Origin of the sequence: Nocardia puris (assembly GCF_036051655.1) — a bacterium.
GTDB classification, from domain to species: domain Bacteria; phylum Actinomycetota; class Actinomycetes; order Mycobacteriales; family Mycobacteriaceae; genus Nocardia; species Nocardia puris.
The window spans coordinates 5,087,871-5,114,112 of sequence record NZ_CP107943.1 but is presented as its reverse complement, the minus strand read 5'-3'; the positions used below and the strand labels follow the sequence as shown (position 1 = coordinate 5,114,112).

The following is a 26,242-nucleotide window of genomic DNA, read 5'->3' as shown; positions in this document are numbered from 1 at the left end:
AGCGCGCCCGCACCCGGCTGGAGTTGTTCGTCGGGAAGGGCGGCGTCGGCAAGACGACCCTGGCCTGCGCCACCGCGATGTCGCACGCCCGCGCGGGCCGCACCGTGCTGCTCGCCTCGCTGGACCAGGCGCATTCGCTCGGTGACGCGCTCGGCTTCCGCTTCCCGCACGATCCGGGCACGGTCACCGGCGTCGCCCGCGTGCTGCCCGGTCTCGATGTGATCGAAGTGGATTCGCTGGCGCTGCTCGAGGACCGGTTCCGCGAGGTGGTCCGCGTGCTCGGCGACGCGCGCCACGACCACGGGTTCGACCTGTCCGCCCTGGACCCGGCGGAACTGACCGGCCTGCCCGGCGTGCAGGAACTGCTCATGCTGGTGGAGATCGCGCAGTACGCCGACGAGGACGACTGGGACGTGCTGGTGATCGACTGCCCGCCCTCGGCGGACATGCTGCGCATCGTCACCGCCCCCGAAACCCTGCTGGGATATCTGGAGCGGGTCTGGCCGCCGCACGCGCGGGCGATGAGCGTGATCAGCACCGATCTGCGCCGCGCCGTGCTGGCCGCGACGGTGGACAAGATCGCGAAGGCCGTCGGCGAGGTGCGCGATCTGCTCGCCGACCACAGCCGCACCGGCGCGACGCTGGTGACGGTCGCCGAACGGGTCGCGGTGATCGAGACCGAACGCGTGCGCTCCGCGGCCGCGCTGCTCGGGTTGCGCCTGGACGCGGTGATCGTGAACAAGGTGCTGCCCGCGGTCCCCGAACCGGAAGGCCCGATCGAGTCGGTGCACCCGGCCGTGCACTGGTACGCCAACCGGCGCGCCGAACAGCTGGACGCGGTGGACCGGCTGCGGCGCTCGATGGCGCCCACGCCGGTGCTGATCGCGGGCCACACCGGTCCCGAGCCGGTCGGCATCGGCTCGCTGCAAGCGCTCTCCTACGCCGTCGACGCCACGTCGGAGGCCGCTCGAGCCCTTATGCTTGGCGACAATCCGGCCGCGGATCGGCCCGGTTCCGGCGAGCCGGTGGTTCGATGGGAATCGGGCGACGGACTGCATTCGGTGTACGCGCTGCGCATGCACCTGCCGGTCGTCGATCCGGCGACGCTGCGTTTGGGACGAGTGGAGGACGATTTGATCGTGGGAGCGGACGGCGTCCGGCGGCGGGTGCGTTTGGCGCCGGTGTTGCGGCGGTGCACGGTCGACGCCGCCGAACTCGACAGCGGCTACCTGGTGGTGCGCTTCCGTCCCGATCCCGCCGAATGGCCCGCGACCCCCGAGGGCCGCTGAGATGACGCGCGACACCCAGCCCGACTCGTTCGCCGAATTCGCCGACGAACTACGCCTGCTGGCCGAGACCGTGCTCGAACGCGTCGAACCGGTGCTGCGGCGCAGCGCCGCGCAGGGGCAGCCGGAGTGGGCCGCGTGCAGCTGGTGCCCGGTGTGCGCGGCGGCGGCGCTGGTGCGCGGCGAGCACCACGAGGTGGTCGCCGCGATCGCCGAGCACGGCACCGCGATCGTCACGGTGCTGCGCGAGGCGCTGGCCGGGGTGCCGGTCGAGCCGGTGCTGCCGACCGAATTCGATCCGGAAACAGGTGTGCCGCACCATCATCCGGAGGCGGAGTCGGATACTGGCGAGCGCACGCGGGACGCCGATGCCCACCGCGCCCCGGCCGGAGACGCCACCGGTGATCGGCACGCGCCGCGCGACAGCCGGGCAGCGGACCGTCGGCAAGATCCCGCCGGGAACGCGACGGCGCGTGACACCGACGGCGCCTCCGACCCGTCCACCCTCCAGAACAGCTCCCGTCAACGCCCGGCCGCCGCGCGCAAGCGCTCCGGCTACGTCGGCATCCCCGTGACGATCAAGGCATGACGCACCATGTGACCACCCAGCTCCCGCTGACCGTCGGAGTCGACGTCGGCGGCACCAACATTCGCGCGTCCGTGGTGAACGGGCAGGGCGAGGTGCTCGACACCGTGCAGGCCCCCACCCCGCACAGCGCCCGCGCCCTCGAGGACGCGCTGGACCGCGCCGTGCGGGAACTGTGCCGCCGGCACCCGATCGGCGCGGTCGGCCTGGCGGTGGCGGGCTTCATCAACGCCGACCGCTCCACCGTGCGCTTCGCCCCGCATCTGCCCTGGCAGAACGCGCCCGTCGCGCAGCGGCTCACCGACCGCCTCGGGCTGCCCGTCCTGCTCGAGCACGACGCCAACGCCGCCGCGTGGGCCGAGTACCGGTTCGGCGCGGCGACGGGCGGGCACAACGTGGTGCTCGTCGCCATCGGCACCGGCATCGGAGCCGCGCTGCTCATCGACGGCAAGCTGTATCGCGGCACGCACGGCGTCGCCCCCGAACTCGGCCACCTCCAGGTGGTGCCGCAGGGCCGCGCCTGCCCGTGCGGCAAACACGGCTGCTGGGAGCGCTATTGCAGCGGCACCGCGCTGGCCGACACCGCCATCGAACTGCTCGCCACCGACCCGCAGCGTTCCACCGTGCTGGCCAGAGAGGTGTTCCGCGATCCCGGTTCGCTCACCGGGCGCCGGGTGGCGGGCGCGGCGCAGGACGGCGATCCGGTGGCGACCGCCGCGATGGCCGATTTCGCGAAGTGGCTGGGGTTGGGACTGGCGTTCGTGAGCGACATCTTCGATCCGGATCTGGTGGTGATCGCGGGCGGGGTGAGCAGTTCGGCGCCGCTGTTCCTGGACGAGGCGCGCGAGGAGTACGCGCGGTCGGTCACCGGCGCCGGGCACCGCCCGCTGGCCCGCATCCGCACCACCCAGCTCGGGGAGGCGGCGGGCATGATCGGCGCCGCCGAACTGGCGCGCGCGCTGCTCGTGGAGGCGGACCGGCGGCCGCCGAAGGTCGCGCGCAGCGGTCGCTGAGGGACCCGCGCGGAGCCGCCCGGCGCCGATTGTGGTGAGATACAGCGCTGCGCTTGGATGTGATCCACGCCCGGCGGTAGAGTCGCAAACGACGCAGGTTACCCGCCCACTCATCCCGGTCCCGGGGGAAGGACGTCATGTTCTACTGGCTGCTGAAGTTCGTGCTGCTGGGACCGTTCATTCATCTCTACAACCGGCCCACCGTCGAGGGTGTCGAGAACATCCCTGCCGACGGCCCCGCCATCATGGCGGGTAACCATCTGTCCTTCGCCGACTGGTTGTTCGCGCCGCTGCTGAGCCCGCGCCGCATCAACTACCTGGCCAAGGCTGAATACTTCAACACCCCCGGGTTCAAGGGCCGCCTGCAGAAGTTCTTCTTCAGCGGCACCGGGCAGTACCCGATCGACCGCAGCGGCGCCTCGGCCGCCGAGGACGCGCTCAACGCGGCCCGCAAGCTCCTCGACGAGGGCCGCCTCGTCGGCCTCTACCCCGAGGGCACCCGCTCCCCCGACGGCCGCCTCTACAAGGGCAAGACCGGTATGGCGCGCCTGGCGCTGGAGACCGGCGTCCCCGTCATCCCGGTCGCCGTGATCGGCACCGACCAGGTCTCCCCGCCCGGACCGTTCAAGTGGCGCCGCCGCAAGGTCACCCTCAAGTTCGGTGCCCCCATCGACTTCACCCGGTACGAGGGTCTGGCGGGCAACCGCTTCGTCGAGCGCGCCGTCACCGACGAGGTGATGTACGAGCTGATGCGCCTCACCGGCCAGGAGTACGTCGACGTCTACGCCCACAGCCTCAAGGGCGTCCCCTCCGGGTCCAAGCCGGAAGGGGCCAAGGCCGAGCCCACGCCCCGCCGCATCCCCGACACCGCCGCCAGCTGAGCGCTCGCGTTCGACGGCCCCGTGACTTCCAAAAGGTCCGGGGCCGTTGTCGTTCCGGGCGTGTGACGGCGCTCGGCTCGGGTTGTCCGCCGCACGGCGGTGCCGGCGTCCTGGACCACTCGGGCGAGCGTCCCACGCGACGGCGCGGCTCAGCACTCCTCCACCAGACGCGGTCGAGCGATCGGATGCGGCCGCCCGCCGCACGAGCCCACGCGCCTGCTCCGAAGTGGTCACGACGCTCGACTCCACCACCGCATACACTGCTTACATCTGACCGATTCGACACGGCGTCGCGACGCCTCCCCGCGAGTGTTCTCGCGGTGGGAGCCGGGTGCGCCACGAGGACGAAACCCCGTGAAGATCGCTGTGCGCCTGCTCCTCTTGCCGACCATCCCCGCGCTGCTGTTCGCGCTCCCCTGGTGGATCCTGGTCCACGCGCCCACCGGCGGATCCGGTGTGCTGTTCTGGCTCGGCACCGCCGTCTGCGCACTCGGCTTCGCGCTGCTCCCGCTGCTGCTGATCGCCGGGCACGGACCCGCGCACTCGGACCCGGCGTCGATCGTGGGTGACACCCTGCTCGGCATCGTCTGGATCGCGTTCAGCTGGTCGGCGATCGGGGCGCTCCTGCACGCGGTGCTCGCCGTCGCGGGGGTAGGCGACCCGGCTCGATCGCGGATGATCGCGGCCGGCGTCGCGGCTGTCTCGCTCGTGCTCGTCGCCTGGGGAATCGCGGAGGCCCGGCGGGTGCCGAGGGTACGTGCGGTCGACGTCTCGATCCCGGGGCTCGGCGCGGCGTTCGACGGCCTGCGCCTGGTGGTCGTCACCGATACGCACTTCGCCGCGCTCGACCGGTTGCGCTGGTCGGAGCGGGTGGTCGAGGTCGTCAACGCCCAGCGCCCCGACATCGCCTGCCACGCGGGCGATCTCGCCGACGGTCCGGTGCCCAGGCGCCGTCCCCAGGTCGACCCGCTCGGCAAGGTGGAGGCGCCGCTGGGCCGCTTCTACATCACCGGCAACCACGAGTACTTCGGCGACGCCCAAGGCTGGATCGACCACATGACCGGCCTCGGCTGGCAGCCCCTCCACAACGAACACCGCACGCTCACCCGAGGCTCCGACACCTTGGTGATCGCGGGCATCGACGACCCCACCGGCGCCTCCCTGCCCGGCCACGGCCCCGACCTCCCCGCCGCCCTGGCGGGCACACCGACCGAAGCCCCCGTCGTTCTCCTGGCCCACCAACCGAAACAGATCGCCGACAGTGCCGCCGCCGGCGTCGCCCTCCAGATCTCCGGCCACACCCACGGCGGCCAGATCTGGCCGTTCCACTACCTCGTCCGCCTCGATCAACCGGTGGTCGCCGGGCTCTCCACGCACGGGCGCACCCAGCTCTACACCAGTCGCGGCACCGGATTCTGGGGTCCCCAGCTCCGCGTCTTCGCACCGAGTGAGATCACCGTGCTCACTCTGCGGTCCGCCGCCCGGCCCGTCGGGTAATCCCGCCACAACCTTTCGGATCATCCCGATTCCGCCTCGGCGGCCGCCACTCTCGTGACCCGCGGCGACGCCGATCGAGAAAAATCTCACGCCGGCGAGCGAATCCGTCTGGTTACGCTGGAGCCCACACCACGTGGGAGGCGACGATGGGAAAAGTGTTTCCGCACTTGGACGACGCGCTACGCAAGTTCATCGGTGAGCAGGCCATGTTCTTCGTCGCGACCGCGCCGCTCGAAGGCGGGCGGATCAACCTGTCTCCCAAGGGATATCGCGACACCTTCGCGGTGCTGGACGACCACACCGTCGCCTACCTCGACCTGTTCGGCAGCGGCGCGGAAACCATCGCCCACCTGCGCGAGAACGGCCGCATCACGCTGATGTTCTGCTCGTTCACCCGCAACTCCCGCATCCTGCGCCTGTTCGGCACCGGGCGCATCGTCCGCCCCGACAGCGACGAATTCCACCGCCACAAGGGGTCTTTCGGACTCGACCACCCCGGCATCCGCGCCATGATCGTGATCGAGGTCGATCGCATCGCCGACTCCTGCGGGTACTCGGTCCCCTACTACGACCTCGTCGGCGAACGCCCCGTCCTCGACGCCCACCACGCCCGCCAGCCGGACGAGAAATACGCGGGTCGCATAGTCGGCGACAACGCCCACAGCCTCGACGGGCTCCCCGCCCTCGACCCCGACCACCCGCTCCCGTCGACGGTGGTGCGGTAGGCGGTCGACCCACACGTTCGCACTCCGCGCCCGATTGTCCGAGAGCGCCGGTGATTGCGTAATACTCGATCGCTCGCCCTGCTTGATTCGATACGGATGCTTTGGCACGCGCCGTTTCTCTCACAGTGGCGTTCCGCCCGGTCGCCGCTTCCGCCAACTGCGCTGAGCCGCAACGAGATATGATCCCCGTAGCGGTGGAGTCCGCGAGTCTGTGGAGGTTGCCGTGTGGTGGGATCTGACAAGCCCGATCTTCATTCTCGGAGCGCTCGCGGTAATCACGGGAATCGTCGCGGGAGGACTCAAAGCCCTCGGCCGCGAACTGCGAATACTCGCCTCGAGCCGACGCCAGTTCATCGTGCTGCTGGCCGGAATCGCGCTGATGACCATTCCTCAAGTAGTTGCGCATTCCGGTCATATGCGAATCGTCGAGCTAGAGGTGTTCCCGGTCGAATCCGACGACTGCACCTGGATCGAATATGTGGTCAAAGTCCGCAGCGCCGGCGGGAGCGGAGTCTTCACCGGGAATGTCTCCTATCCGGACGGCCGATCCAACGAGGCGCGCGCCTTCGGCCTGAGCGGGCCCGGCGACCATACTTTCCGGAGCGTATTCTCGCCGATCCATGGAGCTCGGGACTATACATTCCAGATCGAGGAACCCAACAAGATATCCAGCACATTCTCCATCGCAATGGACTGTTAGGCAGGACGGCGACATGTGGTCTAGCGCCTCTCCCATCGATATCGTGGGGATCGCATGCATCGTGGCGGCCATCATCGGCGGCGGGGTCAGCCTGTTCGGACACGAACTCCCGGTAATCAACAACAAGTGGCGCCAGCTGGGGCTCGCGACCGTGGGCGCGCTGCTGATAGCCCCCACCATCTATGCGTATTTCTACGGCGGTTTCAAGGTTCGGAATATCGAGGTCAGCTGGGACAGGGGCCACTTGACCAGATCCTGCGACGGACACCTACGGTACACGATGGTCATAGAGACCAGCGCTGCCGGTACCTACCAGTTGCGACCGGTCGTGAACGGCATTCGCGCTGTCGAGTTGCACACGTACGAGGCCGGGTCGGCAGGTTCCCACACCTTGGCAGGACTTGTCGAGTTCGACGCCGCGCCCGGACAAAAACGTACGCATTCCATATTCGTCGAGGCATTGTCACCCAATCAGGTGGTGTCGAGCACGAAGTACATAGACACGTGGTGCTGACTCCACGTGCGGCGCCTGCGCCGTGAGACCGGTCACCGCGACAGCGGCAGCGGACACGCCTTCGACGGTTCCCCCTTGCACGAGACGCGAGTCGGCACCCGCCACACGAGGGCGGCCCGTCGCGCCGGTACTCGGACCAGACCAGCGCCGTTGATCTCTCGGCGCATCGCGGACCGCCGTTGGGGGCGAGGAGCCACCCGGTTTCACCGTGCGGACGAGCCGGCCCCGCCGCCCCGGCCGAGCATCCCGAGAGGATGTCGTCGGCGACCCTGCCGCTGGGCCCCGGCGTGACGGCACCCGGGGACTGGATCACGCGGCCGGCCCTGAATCGACCTCCGGTTCGGTCACAGACGGAAAAGGCGAGGTTTCAGTTCGTTCCGATTGGTAACTCTCCCGTCCGGAACGCGATCCGGATACCGCGGTGTCGCGCCGGGATAGCGCGGGTTCCGGCATGCCCACCCCGACACCGGGCCAGGACACAGCGTCTACCTGAAGGACCAACAGCAACCGCCGAGCAATAATCCGAAGGGGAAAGGACTCCAGCCCACCGAACCACGCCCAACGCCGAGCCAGGACACAGCCCACACCTGTAGCACTGGCACCAGATGCCGAGCGATATGCCGAGGCGTTGGCTTCTCCGAAAGGATTCTGATCCGATGGCAAGCGATGTTTCGGACAGGACCGCAGCGTCTGGCGCCGATCCCGGCGAACCCGCCCGCAAACCCCGGCTGGACTGGTTGATCTTCGGGATCACCGCGCTCGGTTCGGTCGGCTTCGTGCTGTGGGGCGTGTTCGACAAGGAGGGGCTCGCCTCGGCCGCGTCGAACGCGCAGACGTGGGTGATCACCGACACCGGCTGGCTGTTCGTGCTGCTCGCCACGGCGTTCGTGGTCTACGTGATCTGGCTGGCGGCCAGCCGGTACGGCCGCATCCCGCTCGGCGCCGACGACGAGAAGCCCGAGTTCCGCACGGTGTCGTGGATCGCGATGATGTTCAGCGCCGGCATGGGCATCGGCCTGATGTTCTGGGGTGTGGCGGAGCCGTTGTCGCACTTCGTGACTCCGCCGCCGGGGACGGCCGCGCCCGGTTCCCCCGAAGCCGCCGAGATCGCGATGGCCACCACACTGTTCCACTGGACCTTGCACCCGTGGGCCATCTACGCCGTCGCGGGCCTCGCCATCGCCTACAGCACTTTCCGCAAAGGCCGTTCGCAACTGATCTCCTCGGTGTTCCGGCCGCTGCTGGGCCGCAGGGCGAACGGGCTCGGCGGACGGGTCATCGACATGATGGCGATCTTCGCGACCCTGTTCGGGTCGGCGGCCTCACTGGGCTTGGGCGCGTTGCAGATCGGCGCGGGCATGGAGTTCAACGGCTGGATCGATGCCGTCGGCAAGGCCGGGCTGGTCGCGATCATCGCCGGACTGACAGTCGCGTTCGTGATCTCGGCGGTGTCGGGCATCGAACTCGGCATCCAGTGGCTGTCCAATATCAACATGGTGCTGGCACTGGTCATCGCGGCGTTCGTGTTCGTCGCGGGACCGACGCTGTTGATGCTCAATTTGATCCCGACCGCCCTCGGCGACTACGTCAACATGCTGCCCACGATGGCTTCGCGCACCGGCGCCGGTGATACGGCCACGCAAGATTGGCTGTCACTGTGGACGATCTTCTACTGGGCGTGGTGGATCTCCTGGACTCCGTTCGTCGGCATGTTCATCGCCCGGATCAGCCGGGGCCGCACCATCCGCCAATTCGTGACGGGCGTGCTCTTGGTGCCCACCATCGTGAGCCTGGTGTGGTTCGTGGTGTTCGGCGGAGCGGGTATCGCGGAGCAGTCCCAGCACGGCGATCTGACCGAGGCAGACGGGTCGGTGAACGAGAACTTCGCCCTGTTCCACCTGCTGGATCACTACCCGATCGCCACCGCCACGACGATCCTGGTGATGATCCTGGTCGCCATCTTCTTCGTCTCCGGCGCCGACGCCGCCGCTCTGGTGATGGGCACGCTGTCCGAGCGGGGCGGCATCGAACCGTCTCGGCTCACCGTCACGTTCTGGGGCGCGGCCACCGGCGCCGTGGCGGCGATCATGCTGGTGATCGCCGATCCGGACGATCTCGGCGGAGCGCTGCGCGGCCTGCAAGCCCTGACCACCGTCGTAGCGTTGCCCTTCCTGCTGGTCATGGCCGCGATGTGCGTGTCGCTGTACAAGGATTTGCGCGAGGACCCACTCATCCTGCGCGCCGACCGCGGCGTGGAACTGGTGGAGGTCGCGGTGGAACTCGGCACCGAGATGCACGACGGCGACTTCGCCCTCGTCACCGAGCCCGTCCAGGTCGACGAGGCGACCACACTCGTCACCGAAACGCTGAAGACGGACGGGAAGGTCGACGGTCGCACCGGCCCGGGCGAAACACGCCGCGAGGACGAACCGGAACAACCCGCCACCTGACCCGCCCGGAACCCGCTCGCAGACAGCACCTTCGGCGCCGAGATCGCTCGTGGCCACGGGAGATCGTCCTTCGCCCTGACCCGAAATCCACTCGCGGACAACGAGATACCCCCGCGTCTGCTTGCGCAGCAGGTACTGTGTCGGCGAAAAAGAAGGTTACTTCATGGTGTTCAGGAAGATGTTGGCGGCGGTCGGTGTCGGGCGCGCCGAGATCGAAGTCGAGATGTTCGCACCGCAGGTGCGGCCGGGCGACGTTCTCGAGGGCGTGATCCGGCTGACCGGCGGGCTGATCGGGCAGGACATCGATTGCGCCGGTATCGAATTCGTCGCCGGAGCCGACGTCGAGCCCGAGCAGCCGGGCCTGCTGGATCGTGCCGAGCAAGCCGAGTACGCCGCGACCTCCGGCCCGGCCGACCTGGTTCGAGAGCATCGTCGACGACGCCTCGGGCGGCGTGGCCGACGACGATGTCTGTTTCGGCAGCAACGTCGTGCACGGTCCGCTGCATCTCGACGGCGGTGACACGCAAGAGCTCCGGTTCACGGCCGGTGTGCCGTTCGAGACACCGATCACCCATCACTACGGTGGGCCGCTGCCCGCCATCGCGGTCGCGCTGCGCGCCGTGGCGGCGATTCCGTCCGCGGCCGACGCGAACGTGACCGTCCCGCTCGTCGTCGCGGCGACGCCCGCCCAGGACGCCGTTCTCGAGGCGGTCGGACGTCTCGGATTCCCGCTGCTCGGCACCAGCGTCCGCGCGGGCTCGGACCTCGGCGGTCTCACGCCGGCGATCCAGCAGATCCGATTCGGAGGTTCACCGCAGTTCCCCGGGGCGGACCTGCTGTCGCTCTCCTTGCAGCCCGGATTCGACGTCACCAACGCGTACGTCGTCATCGGCAGTGAAGGCGCGCTGACCAGCCCCCGAAGCAGACCGGGTCATTTGCGCGTCGACCACAACCGCATCCACGGTGTGGACTCGGCACGCGAGCTGCACCACCTGATCAGCGGACTGTCGCGCTGATCGGCGCGGTGCCGGGAGCGTCCGCACGCTCGCCGCGCCAGGTGCGTGGATCGTGGTCGAACCGGTCGGGTCGCTCCGTCACCTTCGCGCGGCGGGGCGGGTTGGTAGCCTTGTTCCGCACGACGCCGGTGCGCGATCGCGGGCAGGGGCGGTCGGCGTCGGCGTCCGAGTGAGGTGAGCATGGTCCGCCGCGACAACGACGGTCGAATCCTGAAGCTGCCGAGGCGTGTCGACGCGGGCGGCGATCCGCCGACGGGCGGCTTCGCCCGCACCACGCGGCTGGCCGGTCTGCCGGTGGCGTTCGCGGGCCGCCGGATGGCCGGGGCGGGCAAGCGCATGCTCGGGCGTTCGGCGGAGGAGATCGACCGGGATATCCAGGCCAGGACCGCACAACACCTGTTCGAAGTGCTGGGGGAACTCAAGGGCTGCGTCGCCAAGCTGGGCCAGTTGATGGCGCTGTACGAGCTGGCGCTGCCCGCCGATTTCGCCGCGCCGTACCGGGACGCGCTCGGCCAACTCCAGGATTCCGCCCCCGCGATGTTGCCGCCGATGGTGCACCGCGTGCTGGCTCAGCAACTCGGCCCCACGTGGCGCACCCGGTTCCTGGAATTCGAGGACCGCCCGGCCGCGGCCGCCTCGGTGGGGCAGGTGCACCGCGCGGTGTGGCACGACGGGCGGCGCGTCGCGGTGAAGATCATGTACCCGGGCGCGCGCGAGGCCGTGCTGAGCGACTTGCAGGCGTTGCGCCGGATCGCGCCGCTGTTCACCGCCCTGCTGCCGGGCGCGGATTCCCGCGCCGTGATCGAGGCCCTGTGCGCCTACATCGGCGAGGAACTGGACTACGAGCTGGAGGCCGCGCACCAGCGCGCCTTCGCCGCCGCCTACGCCGACGATCCCGATTTCGTGGTGCCCGACGTGGTCGCGCGGGTCGGCGACGTCCTGATCACCGATTGGCTGGACGGCGTCTCCCTCTCGCGGGTGCTGGGCCAGAACCAGCCGCTGGACCGCGACCGGGCGGGTCTGCTGGTGCTGCGGTTCCTGCTCTCCGGCCCGGTCCGGGCCGGACTGCTCTACGGCGACCCGCACCCCGGCAACTTCCGGATCATGCCCGACGGGCGGCTCGGCGTGGTCGATTTCGGCGCGTGCGCGCCTTTCCCGCCCGGCTACCTCGACGCGCTCACCGATATGGCGCGCGCGATCCTCTCCGAGGACCCGACCGATATCGAAGCGGCGATCCGCAGGCGCGGCTACATGGAACCCGATCGCGCCGTGGACATTCCGCGCGTGCTGCACCAGCTGGCCCCGATCCGCGACGCCATGCTCGACCCCACCTTCCGCATGACCACCACCTGGCTGCGCAAACGCGTCTCGGCGACCGTGGATCTGCGCCTGTCCAACGTCATCCGCCAGCTCACCATGCCCGCCGAGCACACCCCCATGCTGCGCACCTTCCTCGCGGGCATCAGCGTGATGTCGCAACTCCAGCCGGAACTGCCCCTGCGCGAAGAATGCAACCGCTGGTTCCCCGACGTCATCGCTGCCCTCGGACTCGACGACCTCCCTCCGGCCACCAAGCCCCTGCCCGCCTTGGCTTCGATGGAACTGCCTCTCCCCCAAGGCAATCCGCCACCGCCGCGCCGAATCTCGGCCGTGCCGAACATTTCTCACGATTCCGCCGTGCCACGGCCGGACGACGATCGCTGACGGCGAACCGCGCGAGCCGATTCCGCAGCCCTCCGCCTGGCACCGCTATGTGCCGCAGAACTCGACGGTCGTTCCGCACCGGCCGCCACCCTCACTGAAAGCGAACGGCGGTTCCCACCGCGCGCCACGAGTTCGCTCGCACCACCCGCCGACCCGGAGTTGGCCAACAGTCCAGCACACGTTCACATCGCATTGGGATTGCTGGGCCAGGGTGGCGCGCATGGTTCACAGCGGTTCTGCATTCGGTATCTCCCGGCGCACGCTGTTGCGCGGGTCCGCGGTCGGGCTGGTCGCCGGTCCGGCGCTGGTGGCGTGCGGGTCGGACGACGGGCCTGCGTTGGTGCGGGCGCGGCCCTCGCTCACCCACGGCGTGGCGGTGGGCGATCCGCGCGTCGACGGCGCGCTGATCTGGGCGCGGTCGGATCAGCCCGCGACGCTGATCGTGGAGACCTCCGCCACCGAATCCTTCACCGACGCACGGCGATTCACCGGCCCGCAACTCACCCCCGACAGCGACGGCACCGGACGGGTGCGCCTGTCCGGCCTGCCCGCGGGCCAGACCGTGCATTATCGCGTCACGCTCGAAGGCGAGGACGGCGCCACCTCCGAACCCGTCACCGGCGTGTTCCGCACCGCGCCCGACAGCCCGTCCGACATCAAGCTGCACTGGTCGGGCGACGTGGCCGGCCAGGGCTACGGCATCAACCCCGACCTCGGCGGCATGACCATCTTCTCCACCATGGCCGCCCGCGACCCGCACCTGTTCCTGCATTCCGGCGACGTCGTATACGCCGACGGCCCGCTGAAGGAATCGGTCACGCTGCCCGACGGGCGGGTGTGGCGTAACACCGTCACCGAAGCCAAGAGCGCGGTCGCGCAGACCCTCGACGAGTTCCGCGGCCAGTACGCCTACAACCTCAGCGACCAGAACTACCGCGCGTTCAACGCCTCGGTGGCGCAGCTGGTGCAGTGGGACGACCACGAGGCGGTGAACAACTGGTACGAGGGCGGCACCGTCGCCGCCGACAAGGGCTACACCGAACGCGATATGAGCACGCTCGCGGCGCGCGGCTGGCAGGCGTTCCACGAGTGGATGCCGCTGGATCCGCGCGAGGCCGTGGACGGCAGGCTGTTCCGCAAGGTCTCCTACGGCCCGCTGCTGGACGTGTTCGTGCTCGACATGCGCACCTACAAGGACGCGAACGGCGCCAACACCTCGCCCGACGGCCGCATCTTCGGCCCGCAGCAGACGCGGTGGCTCATCGACGGGCTGCGCGATTCGCGCGCCACCTGGAAGATCGTGGCGAACGACCTGCCGCTGGGCGTGATCGTGCCCGACGGCAAGACCGCGTTCGAAGGCCCCGCCAACGCCGACCCGGGTGCGCCCTCGGGCCGCGAAACCGAGATCGCGCAGGTGCTTTCGGCGATCAAGGCGAACCGGGTGACGGGCGTGGTGTGGTTGACCGCCGACGTCCATTACACCGCCGCGCACCGCTACTCCCCCGAGCGCGCCGCGTTCACCGACTTCGACGAGTTCTGGGAGTTCGTTTCCGGACCGCTCAACGCGGGCGCGTTCGGCCCCAACGACCTCGACGCGACGTTCGGCCCGGAAGCGGTGTTCGTGCACGCCCCGCCGGAGCCGAACACCTCGCCGCTGGACGCGACGTTCCAACACTTCGGCGAGGTGCTGATCGACGGGCGCTCGGCCGAACTCACCGTGAACCTGTGCGACGGGACCGGCGCGGTGTTGTTCACCCAGAAGCTGCCCGCACCGGGACGGTGACGTTGGGGCCGATGCGGACACCTCGAGAGGTCGCTCGCGGCACCGTGCAGACCGTCCGGTTCGACCCCGATCACACCGCATCGCCGCAGGTCGGAGGGGGTGGGTGACGGGAGTGAAAACGGGGACGAAGTTCGGGTGCACACCACCGCCCGGACTGTGGTTAAGTGTCGTGCCATGAGCACGCCGCAGTCTGTCTCCTCCGAAGAATATCTCCCCCGCGACACGGCGGATGTCGTTCGCACAGTGCGGGATTCACGGGGTCGCTCGGAGCGGTTGACGGTCCGCGGCGGCGAACCGCTCGAGGACGGACTCGGCCTGCCCGATCCGCGGGCGGTGGTCTCGCTGCGGCGGATGAACCAGGTGCTCGACATCAACCTGGGGCGGCGCACGGTGCGGGTGCAGGCGGGCGCGAAGCTCTCCGACATCGACCGCAGGCTCGGCGCGCACGGCCTCGGCCTGCCGGTCGTCGGCGACCACCGCGACATCACCGCGGGCGGATTCGCCTCCGTCGGCGGCGTCAGCAGCGCCTCGCACCGCTACGGACTGTTCATCGACCAGATCGTGGACCTCGAGTACGTGGACACCGACGGCCGCATCGGCACCTGCGGGCGCAACCACCACACCGAGCGCTTCCACCGGATCCTGGGCGCGGGCGGGCGCGCGGGGATCATCACCGCGCTCACCCTGGACGCGATCGATATCGACAAGGACCACACCTGGCTCACCACCGAGGCCGACCGGTTCCTCGACTTCGACTCGTTCGTCGAGCACGCGCACACCGAGATCGTGCGCCCGCGCAACGCGGCGCTACAGGTGGGCCGCTGGGTCGACACCGCACCGCTGAAGGTGGCGCGGCCGGTCGGCACCGGGCACGTGCAGCTGGGGACGGTGCGGTTCGGGCAGTGGTCGAGCCTGTATCCCACCACGCCCACCCGGTCGCTGCGCGCTCGTCGCGAGGTGGGTGCGCGCACGCGTAAGTCGTTGGGCGCCATCGCCTCCCACGCGGGTGGTCGCGCGGGCATGCCGGTGCGCAACGCCGCCGCGGGCGCGCTGATGTTCGCGCCGAAGGTGCTCACCCTGCGCGACGCGGAGTACCTGGCCGACACCGTGATCAGCTCCTCGGAGCGCGGACCCGCCTACCGCGTGGGCGTCTTCGCGCCGCTGTCCACGTACGGGTCGGTGTTCTACCGGCTGCACGACCTGTTCTCCGGGCACCGGGAACGCACCGGCTGCTTCACCGTCATCTCCGCGATGACCTACGGCGTGCGCTCGACCTACCTGCGCGCCGAAGCGGCCGCCCGCAACCTTCCGGCCGAGGACCACGGCCTCATCACCTTCACCTGCCGCCTGCGGCCGTCGGCCCTGCCCTCCGAACTCCTGCGCGACATCGTGTCGGGGATCGACGAGATCTGCGCGTCGGAACACGCCATGCGCTACGACACGGCCTGATCGGAACCGGTACCGCACCGAGATGTGGGCGCCCTTGACGCGCCCTCACTTTGCGATGCAAAGTTGAAGGCATGAACTCTGCATCGCAAAGTTATCCGGATGCCGAGCGGGCGCGGCAACTCGTCGGCGATATCGAAGACCTCACCGCCCGCGGGTGGCGGATGGCGTCGGCGGCCTGGTTTCCGCTGCTGTGCGTGGCGGTGACGATCCTGGCGTCGGTGCCCGCGGGCATCCTGCTCGAAGGGCGGGGCAGCGTGGGGCTGTACTGGCTGTTCGTCGCGCCGCTCACCGCGGTGGCGTCGGGCTGGTACTTCGCCACCGGCCGCACCCAACTGCCCGAGATGCGCGGCCTGGTGCTGGGCGTCACGGGCCTGGCGATGCTCACCGGCACCTTGCTGCTCGGCCTGTTCATCGACGGCGATTGGGGATTCGCCGCGCCGTGGTTGACGATCGGCATCGGCTTCGCCGTGTTCGGTGTGGCGATGCGCTCGGTCACCCTCGCCGTGGTGGGCGCGGTGAGTTTCGTCGCCGCGATCGTCGTGACGCTGACCGACCCGGCCGACGGCTACGTGATCCTCGCCCTGGCGGTCGGCGCGACCGCCGCCCTGGCGACCTTCGCCGAACTGCTCCACACCGATCCCGCCCGCCGATGAGCGATCCGCACCCGACCGTCGGGCTCGACGACACCGTCCACCAGCGCACCCGCCTGGGCATCCTCGCCCTGCTGCGCAGCGGCGTGTCGATGGAGTTCGGCGCCCTGCGCGACACCCTGCACCTCACCGACGGCAACCTCAACCGCCACATCAAGGTCCTCGACGAGGCCGGCCTCATCGAAGGCAGCCGAACCACCGGCCGCGGCCGCCCCCGTACCTGGTTCACCATCACCGAAGCCGGCCGCGCCGCCCTCGACACCGAACTCACCGCCCTGCGCGCCCTCATCGCCGCCGCCGAGGAGTGAAGGGGCGCGGACCGCTCACACCGGCGCACTCATCGCGCGCCGACGAGCGGGTGGTGCCGGACCGATCGCGCGCACCGACCGGCGGCAGGCCCGAACCGAGATCGCCCGCCGCTCACGCGGATCACACTCCTTGTCAGATCACCCGCGGCGAGTCCGCGGGTGGGGAATGTGAGGGCGCGACGCTGTGTGAGAGGGCGCCTATCGGTAGTCAGCGAGGCGGACCGGCGCGGACGGTGGTCGCTGTCGGCACGAGTCGGTTCGCGCGGGCAGCCCTTCGTCACCGACACCGCTTGGCGGACAGTCGGTCCCGGTCGGGCTGGTCTCGGCGACGGCCAAGGGCCGAGCCGCGGTCCGCACAGTTCGGGGTTCGCACGGACGATTCGCCCCGTCGACGCTCCACCACACGGACCACACACCTCCGATGCCGCCCACCGCACGGACGAGCCCCAGCCGCGTCGACCTCGTCTTCGGTCCGAGGTCGGCGGACCGGGCGCGCCCTCGGGACTCTCGGACGTCGACGACCCGGCCGACACAGGCGCCGACACCGAATCCGATACGACCGATTCCCCGCACGCACCGACCGCCGCGGCAACCGCGACGAGAACTACAGCAGCACGGCGACCACGCGACAGCGTCGCACCGACGAGAGAAGGTCTCACTGGCCAACTCCTTTTGGTATGCCATTTCAGCGTGCCCAGACCAACGGACACCGGCAAGTCGCAGTACCAATCGCCCGAATCGACGCCGCCTATAGGTCAGAATCCGAATAATTGGCATACCAAAAGAGGGAGTAGCCTGAACCCATGCCCGACCACACCCACCTCACCGACACCGACCACGCCCACCTCCGGCGCTGCGTCGACCTCGCGCGCGAAGCCCTCGACGCCGGCGACCAGCCGTTCGGCTCCGTCCTCGTCGACGCCGACGGCCGGGTGCTGCGGGAGGCGCGCAACCGCGACAACACCGTCGACCACACCCAGCACCCGGAATTCGAACTGGCGCGGTGGGCCGCCGCCGAACTACCCCCGCAGCGCCGCGCGACCAGTGTCGTCTACACCTCCGGCGAACACTGCCCGATGTGCAGCGCCGCCCACGCCTGGGCCGGCCTCGGCCGCATCGTCTACGTCGCGAGCTCCGCTCAGCTCACCGAGTGGCGCGCCGGCTGGGGCGCCCCGGCGAGCCCGGTCGCCGCCCTCCCCATCAACGCCATCGCGCCGCACATCCCCGTCGCGGGCCCCGACCCGACCCTCACCGACGAGATCAAAGCCCTCCACGCCCGCAGCCTCGGCCTCCCCGAGAACTGACCTACCGGCCCCTCCCCGCTCCCTGCCGGAGAACCCCCTACTCCCCCACCCCTTCCCGCCCCGCCGCCAACTCCCGACTCGTCTCCACATGCTTCGCCGCCAACCGCGCCGCCCGCTCCCCATCCCGCGCCGCGACCGCCAGGAACAACTGCTCGTGCTCCTCCGCCACCAGCAGCAGATCGTCGTGCTGCGCCAATAACCACCGCATCCGGCTGCGCAACGTCCGCTCCAGCTCACCGAGCAGTTCGTTCGCGGCCAGCTCCACCACGATCTCGTGAAAATCCGCGGCCGCCCGTCGCGCCCCCACCGCGTCACCGGCCCGCGCCGCCGCCCACTCGTCGTCCAGCCGGGCGCGCAACCGGCGCAACCCTTCCCGGCTCGCCCGCTCGGCCGCCAACCGGAACGCCATCACCTCGAACGCCGTGCGCACCTCGTACAGATCGGAGATGTCGGCGGCGGTGAACTCCCGCACCACCGCCCAGCTGCGCGGGCGCGGCGTCACCAGCCCCTCGGCCACCAGCTCCCGCAGCGCGTCGCGAATCGGCAGGCGGCTCACGCCCAGTTCGGCGGCCAGCTCGCGTTCGATCAGCTTGCTGCCGGGCCGCCGGACACCCTCGATGATCTCCCCCCGCAACCGCCGGACCACCCGCCGCGACTCGGGCTCGAACACCTCAGCGCCACTCATGGCCGACAGTCTGACACGCCCCCGCACACACGAGAACGCCCGGCCGGAAAGGGGTTCCGGCCGGGCGTTCGCGAGAATTCGGATCAGTGCTTCTCGGGACCCAGGTGGTACTCGAACACCAGGCCCGCGGCGGCGACGATCACGCACACCACGCCGACGGCGATCAGCCAGGGCTCGAAGAACGCCAGGCCCAGCGCGGTGACCGAACCGGCGGCCGCGAGGGTGATCGGCCAGGGGCTGCCCGGGGAGAAGAAGCCCAGGTCGCCCGCGCCGTCGACGATCTCGGCGTCTTCGTAGTCCTCGGGACGCAGGTCGAGGCGGCGCGCGATGAACCGGAAGTAGGTGCCGACGATCAGCGACAGACCCGCGGTGAGCACGATGGCGGTGGTGCCCGCCCACTCCACGCCGGTGCGCGACTGCGCGGTGAAGAAGGCGTAGACGACGCCGACGAGGATGAAGAACACCGTCAGCAGTTCGAAAATGCGCGCTTCGATCTTCATGTCGGATCAGTCCTCACTTGCTCTCGGGCGCGCTCTTGGCCGAGCGATCGGTGTTGAACGGCTGGGTCGAGATGGAGACCGGCGACTCGCCGATCGCCTCGAGCGCCTGGGCGTTGGTCAGACCCGAGCGTCGCGCGTCCAGATACTCGGTGAACCGCTCCGGCGACACCGCCCTGACCTCGAAGTTCATCATCGAGTGGAAGGTACCGCACATCTCGGCGCAGCGGCCGACGAAGGCGCCTTCCTTCTCGATCTTCGTGATCTGGAAGACGTTGTCGGAGTTGTTCTCCTTCGGGTTCGGCATCACGTCGCGCTTGAACAGGAACTCCGGCACCCAGAAGGAGTGGATGACGTCGGTGGCGGCGAGCTCGAACTCGATGATCTTGCCGGTCGGCAGCACCAGGACCGGAACCTCGGTGGAGGTGCCGACGGTCTCGACGGTGTTGTACTTCAGGTAGGAGAGGATGTCCTGCTCCGGCTTGCCGTGCACCGGGCCGGGGTTCGGGTGGCCTTCCGCGTCCGTGCGCTTCTGGTAGCCCTCCAGCTGCGCCTGCGCGGCCGCCTGGCGGTCGGCGTCGACGCCGTCGAACTGGTAGCCGTCCTTGAAGTCGACGGTGCGGTAGCCGAACTTCCAGTTCCACTGGAAGGCGGTGACGTCGACGACCACGTCCGGGTTGTCCACCTTCTCGTGGACGTAGTTCTGCACCACCACGGTGAAGTAGAACAGCACCGCGATGATGACGAACGGGATGGCCGTGTAGGTCAGCTCGAGCGACACGTTGTAGCCGGTCTGGCGGGGGAACTCCGGGGAGTCCTTCTTCTTGCGGTGGAACGCGATGGTCCAGAAGGTCAGGCCCCAGACCAGCACGCCCATCGCCAGCGCGGCGATGACGGACCAGGTCCACAGCTCCCGCATCCGGGTGGCCTGCGGGGTGACACCCGAGGGCCAGCCGAACCGCAGCCAAACATTGTCGATCGAGCAGCCCGAGACGAGCAGCGCGGTGATCCCCAAGGACACCGCCAGCCCGGCCCGCCGAAGGATGCGGCCCTGACCCCGTACGGGTCGTGCCCCGATCTCTTCGCTCGCCTTGTGCGCCACGCTCACGCCTTCCTGGTCGCCACACATTCCGACAGTGTGCCGCCGCGAGCCGTGATCCGCCCCGGCGACACTTTCAAGCACATGTCAGGGCGTTCCCGGCACCGCGTGCGCCACCTGAGAACGACCTGAGTACTACGCAGCGTAGACCAAACCGGCGCCCGGTTCGCCGCCGGGTCACGTTCGACACTCCGCGCGAGCCGATCCCGGCGCGAACACCGGCGCATCCGCGCTGGATACGGTGGGCCCGAGGCGGATAGACCCCCTATGCGGCATACTCGGACGCGATATTCCGGCCGCGCGGCGCGCCGCTCGCGTGCGCGTGCGCCACGCACCATCCCGCAGAACATTTCCGGACGCCGACGCGGCGTCCCGACCGGAGAGACGAGGTTGCCGACACCGTGTGCGGACTGCTCGGATTCCTGACAGCTGACGCGGCGACATCCGATGTGGTCGACCAGGTGTACGACGCGCTGCACTGCATGCGCCACCGCGGCCCGGACGAGCGCGGAACCTGGCACGACGACCACCTGGTCTTCGGCTTCAACCGCCTGTCCATCATCGATATCGAGCATTCGCACCAGCCGCTGCGCTGGGGTCCCGCCGACAACCCGCAGCGCTACGCGCTGACCTTCAACGGCGAGATCTACAACTACATCGAGCTGCGCGAGGAGCTGAGCGCCGCGCACGGCGCCGAGTTCGCCGACGGCGCGATGTTCGCCACCGAGGGCGACAGCGAGACCATCGTCGCGGCCTTCCACTACTGGGGCGCCGACGCGGTGCGCCGCCTGCGCGGCATGTTCGCCTTCGCGATCTGGGACACCGAGACCGGCGAGCTGTTCCTGGCCCGCGACCCGTTCGGCATCAAGCCGCTGTTCCTGGCCACCGGCCCCGGCGGCACGGCGTTCGCCAGCGAGAAGAAGAGCCTGCTGGACCTGCTGCCCGCGCTCGGCCTCACCGACGATCTGGACCCGCGCGCGCTCGAGCACTACACGGTGCTCCAGTACGTGCCCGAGCCCGAAACCCTGCACAAGGCGATCCGCAGGCTCGAGTCCGGCACCTACGCCGTGGTGCGTCCGGGCGCGCGGCCCGAGATCACCCGCTACTTCCGCCCTGAGTTCCCGGTGCGGGCGTTCACCCCCGGCTCCGAGGCCGCTCGCTACCGCGAGATCGCGCAGGCCCTCGAGGACTCGGTCGCCAAGCACATGCGCGCCGATGTCACCGTCGGCTCGTTCCTGTCCGGCGGGATCGACTCCACCGCCGTCGCCGCGCTGGCCATGCGCCACAACCCGAACCTGATCACGTTCACCACCGGGTTCGAGCGCGAGGGCTACTCCGAGGTGGACGTGGCCGCCGAGAGCGCCGCCGCGATCGGCGCGCGCCACGTGGTCAAGGTGGTCTCCCCCGCCGAGTTCGCCGCCGCCATCCCCGAAATCGTCTGGTACCTCGACGATCCCGTGGCCGACCCGGCGCTGGTGCCGCTGTATTTCGTGGCGAAGGAGGCACGCAAGCACGTCAAGGTGGTGCTGTCGGGCGAGGGCGCCGACGAGCTGTTCGGCGGGTACACGATCTATCGGGAGCCGCTGTCGCTCAAGCCTTTCGAGTACCTTCCCGCCGGGCTGCGCAAGCTGGCCGGGCGGCTGTCGGATCGCATCCCCGACGGCAAGCGCGGCAAGAGCCTGCTGCACCGCGGCTCGCTGACGCTCGAGGAGCGCTACTACGGCAACGCCCGCAGCTTCAACGATGCCCAGCTGCGCGCCGTGCTGCGCGAATTCCGGCCCGAATGGACCCATCAGGACGTCACCGCCCCGATCTACGCGCAGTCGCGCGGCTGGGACCCGGTGGCGCGCATGCAGCACCTCGACCTGTTCACCTGGCTGCGCGGCGACATCCTGGTCAAGGCCGACAAGATGACCATGGCCAACTCGCTCGAGCTGCGGGTGCCGTTCCTGGACGCCGAGGTGCTGCGGGTCGCCGAGCAGATCCCGTTCGAGCAGAAGATCACCAAGGACACCACCAAGTACGCGCTGCGCCAGGCGCTGGAGGGCATCGTGCCCCCGCACGTGCTGCACCGCGCCAAGCTGGGATTCCCGGTGCCCCTGCGGCATTGGCTGCGCGGCACCGAACTGTTCGACTGGGCGCAGGCGCAGATCGCCGACTCCCAGACCGATCACCTGCTCGACAAGGCCGCCATCAAGACCATGCTCGACGACCACCGCGCGGGCCGCTCCGATCACAGCCGCCGCCTGTGGACGCTGCTGGTGTTCATGGTCTGGCACGGCATCTTCGTGGAGAACCGGATCAAGCCGGAGATCCAGGAGCCGGTCTACCCGGTCAGCCTGTAGCGCCAGCGAGACGGCGAACGCCCCTTCGTGTCCGGTCACCCGCTCTGGAGAGAGTGCGGCTCGGATTCGAAGGGGCGTTCGCTCGTCTCAGGTGCTTACAGCAGCGGCTTGATATCGGCGGCCGCTTCGGCGCCGTAGGCGGCGGTGAGGCGTTCCAGGGCGTCGTCCTTGTTCAGGGTCCACTCCTGGGTGCCCATGGTCTCCAGCACCAGCACCGCCACCAGCGAACCCAGCTGGGCGGAGCGCTCCAGGCTCAGCCCCGCGGTGTGGCCGGTCAGGAAGCCCGCGCGGAACGCGTCGCCGACGCCGGTGGGCTCGACCTTGGTGCGCTCGGGCACCACGCCGACGCGCACCTCGGTGCCGTCGCGGTCCACCACCAGCACGCCGTCGGCGCCCAGGGTGGTGACGCGGATGCCGACCCGTCGCGCCACCTCGGCCTCGTCGAGCCCGGTCTTCTGCAACAGCAGCGCCCACTCGTACTTGTTGGTGAAAAGGTATGCGGCGCCGTCTATCAGGCGCACGGACTGGTCGCCGTCGAGACGGGCCAGCTGCTGGGAGGGGTCGGCCGCGAACGGGATGCCCAGTTCCCTGGCCTCCTCGGTGTGGCGCAGCATCGCCTCGGGATCGTTCGCGCCGACCAGCACCAGGTCGATCTGCTTGCGCTCGGCCAGCTCGGCCAGGGAGATGTCGCGGGCCTCGCTCATCGCGCCCGGGTAGAACGACGCGATCTGGGCCATGTCGTCATCGGTGGTGCAGACGAAGCGGGCGGTGTGGGCGCGGTCGGAGACGTGCACCACCGAGCAGTCCACGCCGTGCTGTTCCAGCCAGGCACGGTAGTCGGCGAAGTCGGCGCCCACCGCGCCGACCAGCAGGGGTGTGCGATTCAGCACGCCCATGGCGAAGGCGATGTTGCCCGCGACGCCGCCACGGCGGATCTGCAGGTCGTCGACGAGGAAGCTCAGCGAGACGTGGTCGAGCTGATCGGCCAGAAGTGCCTCGGCGAACCGACCGGGGAAGCGCATGAGGTGATCGGTCGCGATGGACGCGGACACGGCGATGGACACGAGAGCGGAGTCCTTCAACGGTAGGCGGCAGACGGAAGAGAGCGGAGATCGAAACCCCCGCTCTCACCGTAGCCGATGCACCACCGCGCCCGGGCCGGTCCGGCCGGGCGAACACGCCTCAGTTGAAGGAGTCGCCGCAGGCGCAGGAGCCGGTGGCGTTCGGGTTGTCGATGGTGAAACCCTGCTTCTCGATGGTGTCGACGAAGTCGATCGAGGCACCCTGCACGTAGGGGGCGCTCATCCGGTCCACGGCCAGCGTCACGCCGCCGAAGTCGACGGTCAGGTCGCCGTCGAGGCTGCGGTCGTCGAAGAAGAGCTGGTAGCGCAGGCCGGCGCAGCCACCCGGCTGCACGGCGATGCGCAGGGCGAGGTCGTCGCGACCTTCCTGGTCCAGCAGGGCCTTCGCCTTGGCGGCGGCGGCATCGGTCAGAGTCACACCGTGGGTGATCGTCTCGGTCATGAAGTCTCCTCGAGGACAGCGTGGTCAACCCGTGAACTGCACGGCTCGTGGGTCAACACCGTCGGGCGGGCTGCTATTCCCCATCTTGCCACTCCCCGGCCGTTCGCGGTCAGCCGACCTCACGGTTCCGTGTCGGCGGGGCGGCCGCGTTTCCGGCACGTGGCGGGATCGAATAGCCTGGTTGCTGTGAAGTTGTTCCGTCGCGGCGAGTCCAGCACCACCGACGCGATCGCCGACACCCCGGCGGACGCGGAGGGCGGCTCGACCGCTACCACCACCAAGACCACCCAGACCGCCACCCCCGGCAAGGGCAGGCCCACGCCGAAACGCCGTGACGCGGAAGGCAAGCGGCGCGGCCCGGTCGCGCCCGCCCCGCTGACGGCGAAGGAGGCGCGGGCCCGGCGCAAGGCCAACCGCGGCAACAAAGAGGAGCGCAAGGCGGCCGCCGCCGAGCGCAGGCTCGCCACCCAGGAGCGCCGCGCGCGCATGCTGGCCGGGGAGGACAAGTACCTGCTGCCGCGCGACAAGGGCCCGGTCCGGGCCTACGTGCGCGATCTGGTCGACGCCCGCCGCAACCTGGTCGGGCTGTTCATGCCGATGGCGCTGGTGCTGATCATGTCGATGTTCGCGGCGCCCGGCCTGCAATCGCTGGTGACACTGATCATGCTGGTCATGATGCTGTTCATGGCCGTCGAGGGCGTGATCCTGGGCCGCATCGTGAACAACCGGGTGCGCGAGCGCTACCCCGACACCACCGACACCGGGTTCCGCCTGGGCTGGTACGCCTTCGTGCGCGCCTCCCAGATCCGCAAGATGCGGGCGCCGAAGCCGCGCGTGAAGCCCGGCGAAGCGGTCTGAGACCTGCCCCGAACTCCCCGTCCGTGACATCGATCACGGGCGGGGAGTTCGGCGCTTTCACCGGTGGTGGGAGATGGCGTCGAGTTCGGCGCGCAGGCGCTGGGCATCGCGGTCGACAACGTCGGACGAGCCGGCGTGGCCTTCGATCCTGGCGAGCAGGACGCCGACGGTGACAAGGAAGGCGAAGATCAGGGCGAGGGTGACGATTACTCCGAACATGGCAGTAATTTTTCGCTCGTTGAATTACCGCCGAAAGTGGCAGTAGAGCCATTGTCCGTAAAGATCCGGCCAGCTACGCTGGGACGATGTTGTCCAAGGTCGCGGTGGTGCTCTACGAGCGGCTCGCCATGTTCGAATTCGGCGTCGTGTGCGAGGTGTTCGGCCTGGACCGCACCGCCGACGGGCTGCCCGGTTTCGACTTCAAGGTCTGCGGGGTCGAACCCGGAAAGCCGTTGCGCTCCACCACACCCGGCGTGTCCGTCACGCCGGACCACGCGTTGGACGAGCTCGTGCGGGCCGATCTCGTCGCGGTGCCCGCGGCCCCCGCGTTCGCCGTCTCCGAAGGGCTCGACATCCGCATCGTCGAGGCGGTGCGCGCGGCGTCCGACGCGGGGGCGATCATCCTGACCGTGTGCTCGGGCGCATTCGTCGCGGGCGCGGCCGGGCTGCTCGACGGAAGGAAGTGCACGACGCACTGGCGCTATGTCGACCGGCTCGCCGAAATGTATCCGCAGGCGACCGTGGATCCCGACGTGCTGTTCGTCGACGAAGGCAACCTCATCACCAGCGCGGGCACCGCGGCCGGGATCGACGCGTGCCTGCACCTGGTGCGCCGGGAGATCGGCAGCGCCGCCGCCAACGGCATCGCCCGCCGCATGGTGGTGCCGCCGCAGCGCGACGGCGGGCAACGTCAGTTCATCGAACGCCCGGTCGCCCAGTGCTCCTCCGACGGGCTCGCCACCACGCTCCAGTGGATGAACGAGCACCTCGACCTGCCGCACACCGTGGACGAACTGGCCGCCCGCTCGAACATGTCCACCCGCACCTTCGCCCGCCGCTTCGCCGCCGAGACCGGCACCACCCCGGTGAAATGGCTCACCAACCAGCGCGTCCTGCACGCCAAACACCTGCTGGAGGACACCGACCAGGGCCTCGAGCAGATCGCCTCCCGCGCCGGCTTCGGCTCCGGCGCCCTCCTGCGCCACCACTTCCAGCGCCTGGTCGGCATCTCCCCCACCGAATACCGCCGCCGCTTCGGTCGGGCGATGTCGGGGTCCTGAGCGTCAGGCCGCACGGCCGACTGGCTCCCGGTGAACCCGTCCCGTCAGCAGCCGGAGCCGGACATCGGCGGGTTCGATCGCGTGCGGC

The 26,242-nt window shown here is 69.6% G+C and carries 26 protein-coding genes; 20 read left to right on the top strand and 6 right to left on the bottom strand.

Annotation, left to right across the window (positions count from 1 at the left end; all coding sequences use genetic code 11):
- Nucleotides 1–23 precede the first annotated feature (23 nt).
- From OHB21_RS23685 to OHB21_RS23605, 17 genes are all read left to right on the top strand, one after another.
- Nucleotides 24–1,289: an ArsA family ATPase gene (locus OHB21_RS23685; protein WP_084537873.1), complete on the top strand. Its 1,266-nt coding sequence runs from the start codon at nucleotides 24–26 to the stop codon at nucleotides 1,287–1,289.
- A 1-nt stretch (nucleotide 1,290) separates the two neighbouring features.
- Nucleotides 1,291–1,875, top strand: a complete 585-nt coding sequence (locus OHB21_RS23680) for a hypothetical protein (RefSeq protein ID WP_228791590.1) — start codon at nucleotides 1,291–1,293, stop codon at nucleotides 1,873–1,875.
- Entirely contained in the window at nucleotides 1,872–2,885 is a 1,014-nt protein-coding gene (locus tag OHB21_RS23675; RefSeq protein WP_067511113.1) for an ROK family glucokinase, read from the top strand. The genes OHB21_RS23680 and OHB21_RS23675 overlap by 4 nt, the downstream gene beginning before the upstream one ends.
- A gap of 137 nt (nucleotides 2,886–3,022) precedes the next feature.
- Entirely contained in the window at nucleotides 3,023–3,766 is a 744-nt protein-coding gene (locus OHB21_RS23670) for a lysophospholipid acyltransferase family protein (RefSeq protein WP_067511114.1), read from the top strand.
- Nucleotides 3,767–4,120: 354 nt separating this feature from the next.
- Nucleotides 4,121–5,263 carry a metallophosphoesterase gene (locus tag OHB21_RS23665; protein WP_113975168.1) on the top strand — a complete coding sequence of 381 codons (1,143 nt, stop codon included), beginning with the start codon at nucleotides 4,121–4,123 and terminating at the stop codon, nucleotides 5,261–5,263.
- Nucleotides 5,264–5,409: 146 nt separating this feature from the next.
- Nucleotides 5,410–5,988: a pyridoxamine 5'-phosphate oxidase family protein gene (locus tag OHB21_RS23660; protein ID WP_067511115.1), complete on the top strand. Its 579-nt coding sequence runs from the start codon at nucleotides 5,410–5,412 to the stop codon at nucleotides 5,986–5,988.
- Between the two features lie 211 nt (nucleotides 5,989–6,199).
- On the top strand, nucleotides 6,200–6,688 hold the full coding sequence (locus OHB21_RS23655) for a hypothetical protein (protein ID WP_195126021.1): 489 nt from the start codon (nucleotides 6,200–6,202) through the stop codon (nucleotides 6,686–6,688).
- A gap of 43 nt (nucleotides 6,689–6,731) precedes the next feature.
- Entirely contained in the window at nucleotides 6,732–7,202 is a 471-nt protein-coding gene (locus tag OHB21_RS23650) for a hypothetical protein (protein WP_195142213.1), read from the top strand.
- Nucleotides 7,203–7,858: 656 nt separating this feature from the next.
- Entirely contained in the window at nucleotides 7,859–9,652 is a 1,794-nt protein-coding gene (locus OHB21_RS23645) for a BCCT family transporter (protein WP_328436062.1), read from the top strand.
- 163 nt (nucleotides 9,653–9,815) lie between these two features.
- Nucleotides 9,816–10,172, top strand: coding sequence for a sporulation protein (locus OHB21_RS23640; protein ID WP_084537875.1), 357 nt, complete (start codon nucleotides 9,816–9,818; stop codon nucleotides 10,170–10,172).
- Nucleotides 10,105–10,668 carry a sporulation protein gene (locus tag OHB21_RS23635; protein ID WP_195126023.1) on the top strand — a complete coding sequence of 188 codons (564 nt, stop codon included), beginning with the start codon at nucleotides 10,105–10,107 and terminating at the stop codon, nucleotides 10,666–10,668. The genes OHB21_RS23640 and OHB21_RS23635 overlap by 68 nt, the downstream gene beginning before the upstream one ends.
- 180 nt (nucleotides 10,669–10,848) lie before the next feature.
- Complete coding sequence (locus tag OHB21_RS23630) at nucleotides 10,849–12,372, top strand: ABC1 kinase family protein (RefSeq protein WP_195126024.1); 1,524 nt, start codon at nucleotides 10,849–10,851, stop codon at nucleotides 12,370–12,372.
- A gap of 220 nt (nucleotides 12,373–12,592) precedes the next feature.
- Nucleotides 12,593–14,155: an alkaline phosphatase D family protein gene (locus tag OHB21_RS23625; protein ID WP_067511118.1), complete on the top strand. Its 1,563-nt coding sequence runs from the start codon at nucleotides 12,593–12,595 to the stop codon at nucleotides 14,153–14,155.
- 174 nt (nucleotides 14,156–14,329) lie between these two features.
- A complete protein-coding gene (locus tag OHB21_RS23620; RefSeq protein WP_067511119.1) occupies nucleotides 14,330–15,604 on the top strand; it encodes an FAD-binding oxidoreductase in 1,275 nt (424 codons plus the stop codon).
- A gap of 71 nt (nucleotides 15,605–15,675) precedes the next feature.
- The gene (locus tag OHB21_RS23615) at nucleotides 15,676–16,257 is read left to right on the top strand and encodes a hypothetical protein (protein ID WP_147265848.1); all 582 of its coding nucleotides are present in this window, start codon (nucleotides 15,676–15,678) and stop codon (nucleotides 16,255–16,257) included.
- Nucleotides 16,254–16,562: a transcriptional regulator gene (locus tag OHB21_RS23610; protein WP_067511121.1), complete on the top strand. Its 309-nt coding sequence runs from the start codon at nucleotides 16,254–16,256 to the stop codon at nucleotides 16,560–16,562. The genes OHB21_RS23615 and OHB21_RS23610 overlap by 4 nt, the downstream gene beginning before the upstream one ends.
- A gap of 803 nt (nucleotides 16,563–17,365) precedes the next feature.
- Nucleotides 17,366–17,866, top strand: a complete 501-nt coding sequence (locus OHB21_RS23605; protein WP_067511122.1) for a nucleoside deaminase — start codon at nucleotides 17,366–17,368, stop codon at nucleotides 17,864–17,866.
- Nucleotides 17,867–17,903: 37 nt separating this feature from the next.
- Here the strand turns inward: OHB21_RS23605 and OHB21_RS23600 are convergent, their stop codons facing one another.
- The 3 genes from OHB21_RS23600 to ctaC form a co-directional block, all read right to left on the bottom strand.
- Nucleotides 17,904–18,551 (bottom strand): GntR family transcriptional regulator, encoded by a 648-nt coding sequence (locus OHB21_RS23600; protein ID WP_067511123.1) that lies wholly within the window; start codon nucleotides 18,549–18,551, stop codon nucleotides 17,904–17,906.
- 83 nt (nucleotides 18,552–18,634) lie between these two features.
- A complete protein-coding gene (locus tag OHB21_RS23595) occupies nucleotides 18,635–19,051 on the bottom strand; it encodes a cytochrome c oxidase subunit 4 (protein ID WP_067511124.1) in 417 nt (138 codons plus the stop codon).
- Nucleotides 19,052–19,064: 13 nt separating this feature from the next.
- Nucleotides 19,065–20,177: an aa3-type cytochrome oxidase subunit II gene (ctaC, locus tag OHB21_RS23590; RefSeq protein WP_084537877.1), complete on the bottom strand. Its 1,113-nt coding sequence runs from the start codon at nucleotides 20,175–20,177 to the stop codon at nucleotides 19,065–19,067.
- A gap of 371 nt (nucleotides 20,178–20,548) precedes the next feature.
- Here ctaC and asnB point away from each other — a divergent pair, with 371 nt between their 5' ends.
- Entirely contained in the window at nucleotides 20,549–22,492 is a 1,944-nt protein-coding gene (gene asnB / locus OHB21_RS23585; RefSeq protein WP_067511125.1) for an asparagine synthase (glutamine-hydrolyzing), read from the top strand.
- A gap of 95 nt (nucleotides 22,493–22,587) precedes the next feature.
- Here asnB and OHB21_RS23580 read toward each other — a convergent pair whose 3' ends face one another.
- Complete coding sequence (locus OHB21_RS23580) at nucleotides 22,588–23,556, bottom strand: carbohydrate kinase family protein (RefSeq protein WP_067511147.1); 969 nt, start codon at nucleotides 23,554–23,556, stop codon at nucleotides 22,588–22,590.
- Between the two features lie 118 nt (nucleotides 23,557–23,674).
- Nucleotides 23,675–24,016 (bottom strand): HesB/IscA family protein, encoded by a 342-nt coding sequence (locus OHB21_RS23575; protein ID WP_067511126.1) that lies wholly within the window; start codon nucleotides 24,014–24,016, stop codon nucleotides 23,675–23,677.
- Between the two features lie 186 nt (nucleotides 24,017–24,202).
- Here OHB21_RS23575 and OHB21_RS23570 point away from each other — a divergent pair, with 186 nt between their 5' ends.
- Nucleotides 24,203–24,874 (top strand): DUF3043 domain-containing protein, encoded by a 672-nt coding sequence (locus tag OHB21_RS23570; RefSeq protein ID WP_067511127.1) that lies wholly within the window; start codon nucleotides 24,203–24,205, stop codon nucleotides 24,872–24,874.
- A 57-nt stretch (nucleotides 24,875–24,931) separates the two neighbouring features.
- Here the strand turns inward: OHB21_RS23570 and OHB21_RS23565 are convergent, their stop codons facing one another.
- Nucleotides 24,932–25,093 (bottom strand): hypothetical protein, encoded by a 162-nt coding sequence (locus OHB21_RS23565; RefSeq protein WP_195126025.1) that lies wholly within the window; start codon nucleotides 25,091–25,093, stop codon nucleotides 24,932–24,934.
- 86 nt (nucleotides 25,094–25,179) lie between these two features.
- Between OHB21_RS23565 and OHB21_RS23560 the strand changes: the two genes are divergently transcribed.
- Nucleotides 25,180–26,154: a helix-turn-helix domain-containing protein gene (locus tag OHB21_RS23560; protein WP_067511128.1), complete on the top strand. Its 975-nt coding sequence runs from the start codon at nucleotides 25,180–25,182 to the stop codon at nucleotides 26,152–26,154.
- Nucleotides 26,155–26,242: the final 88 nt, after the last annotated feature.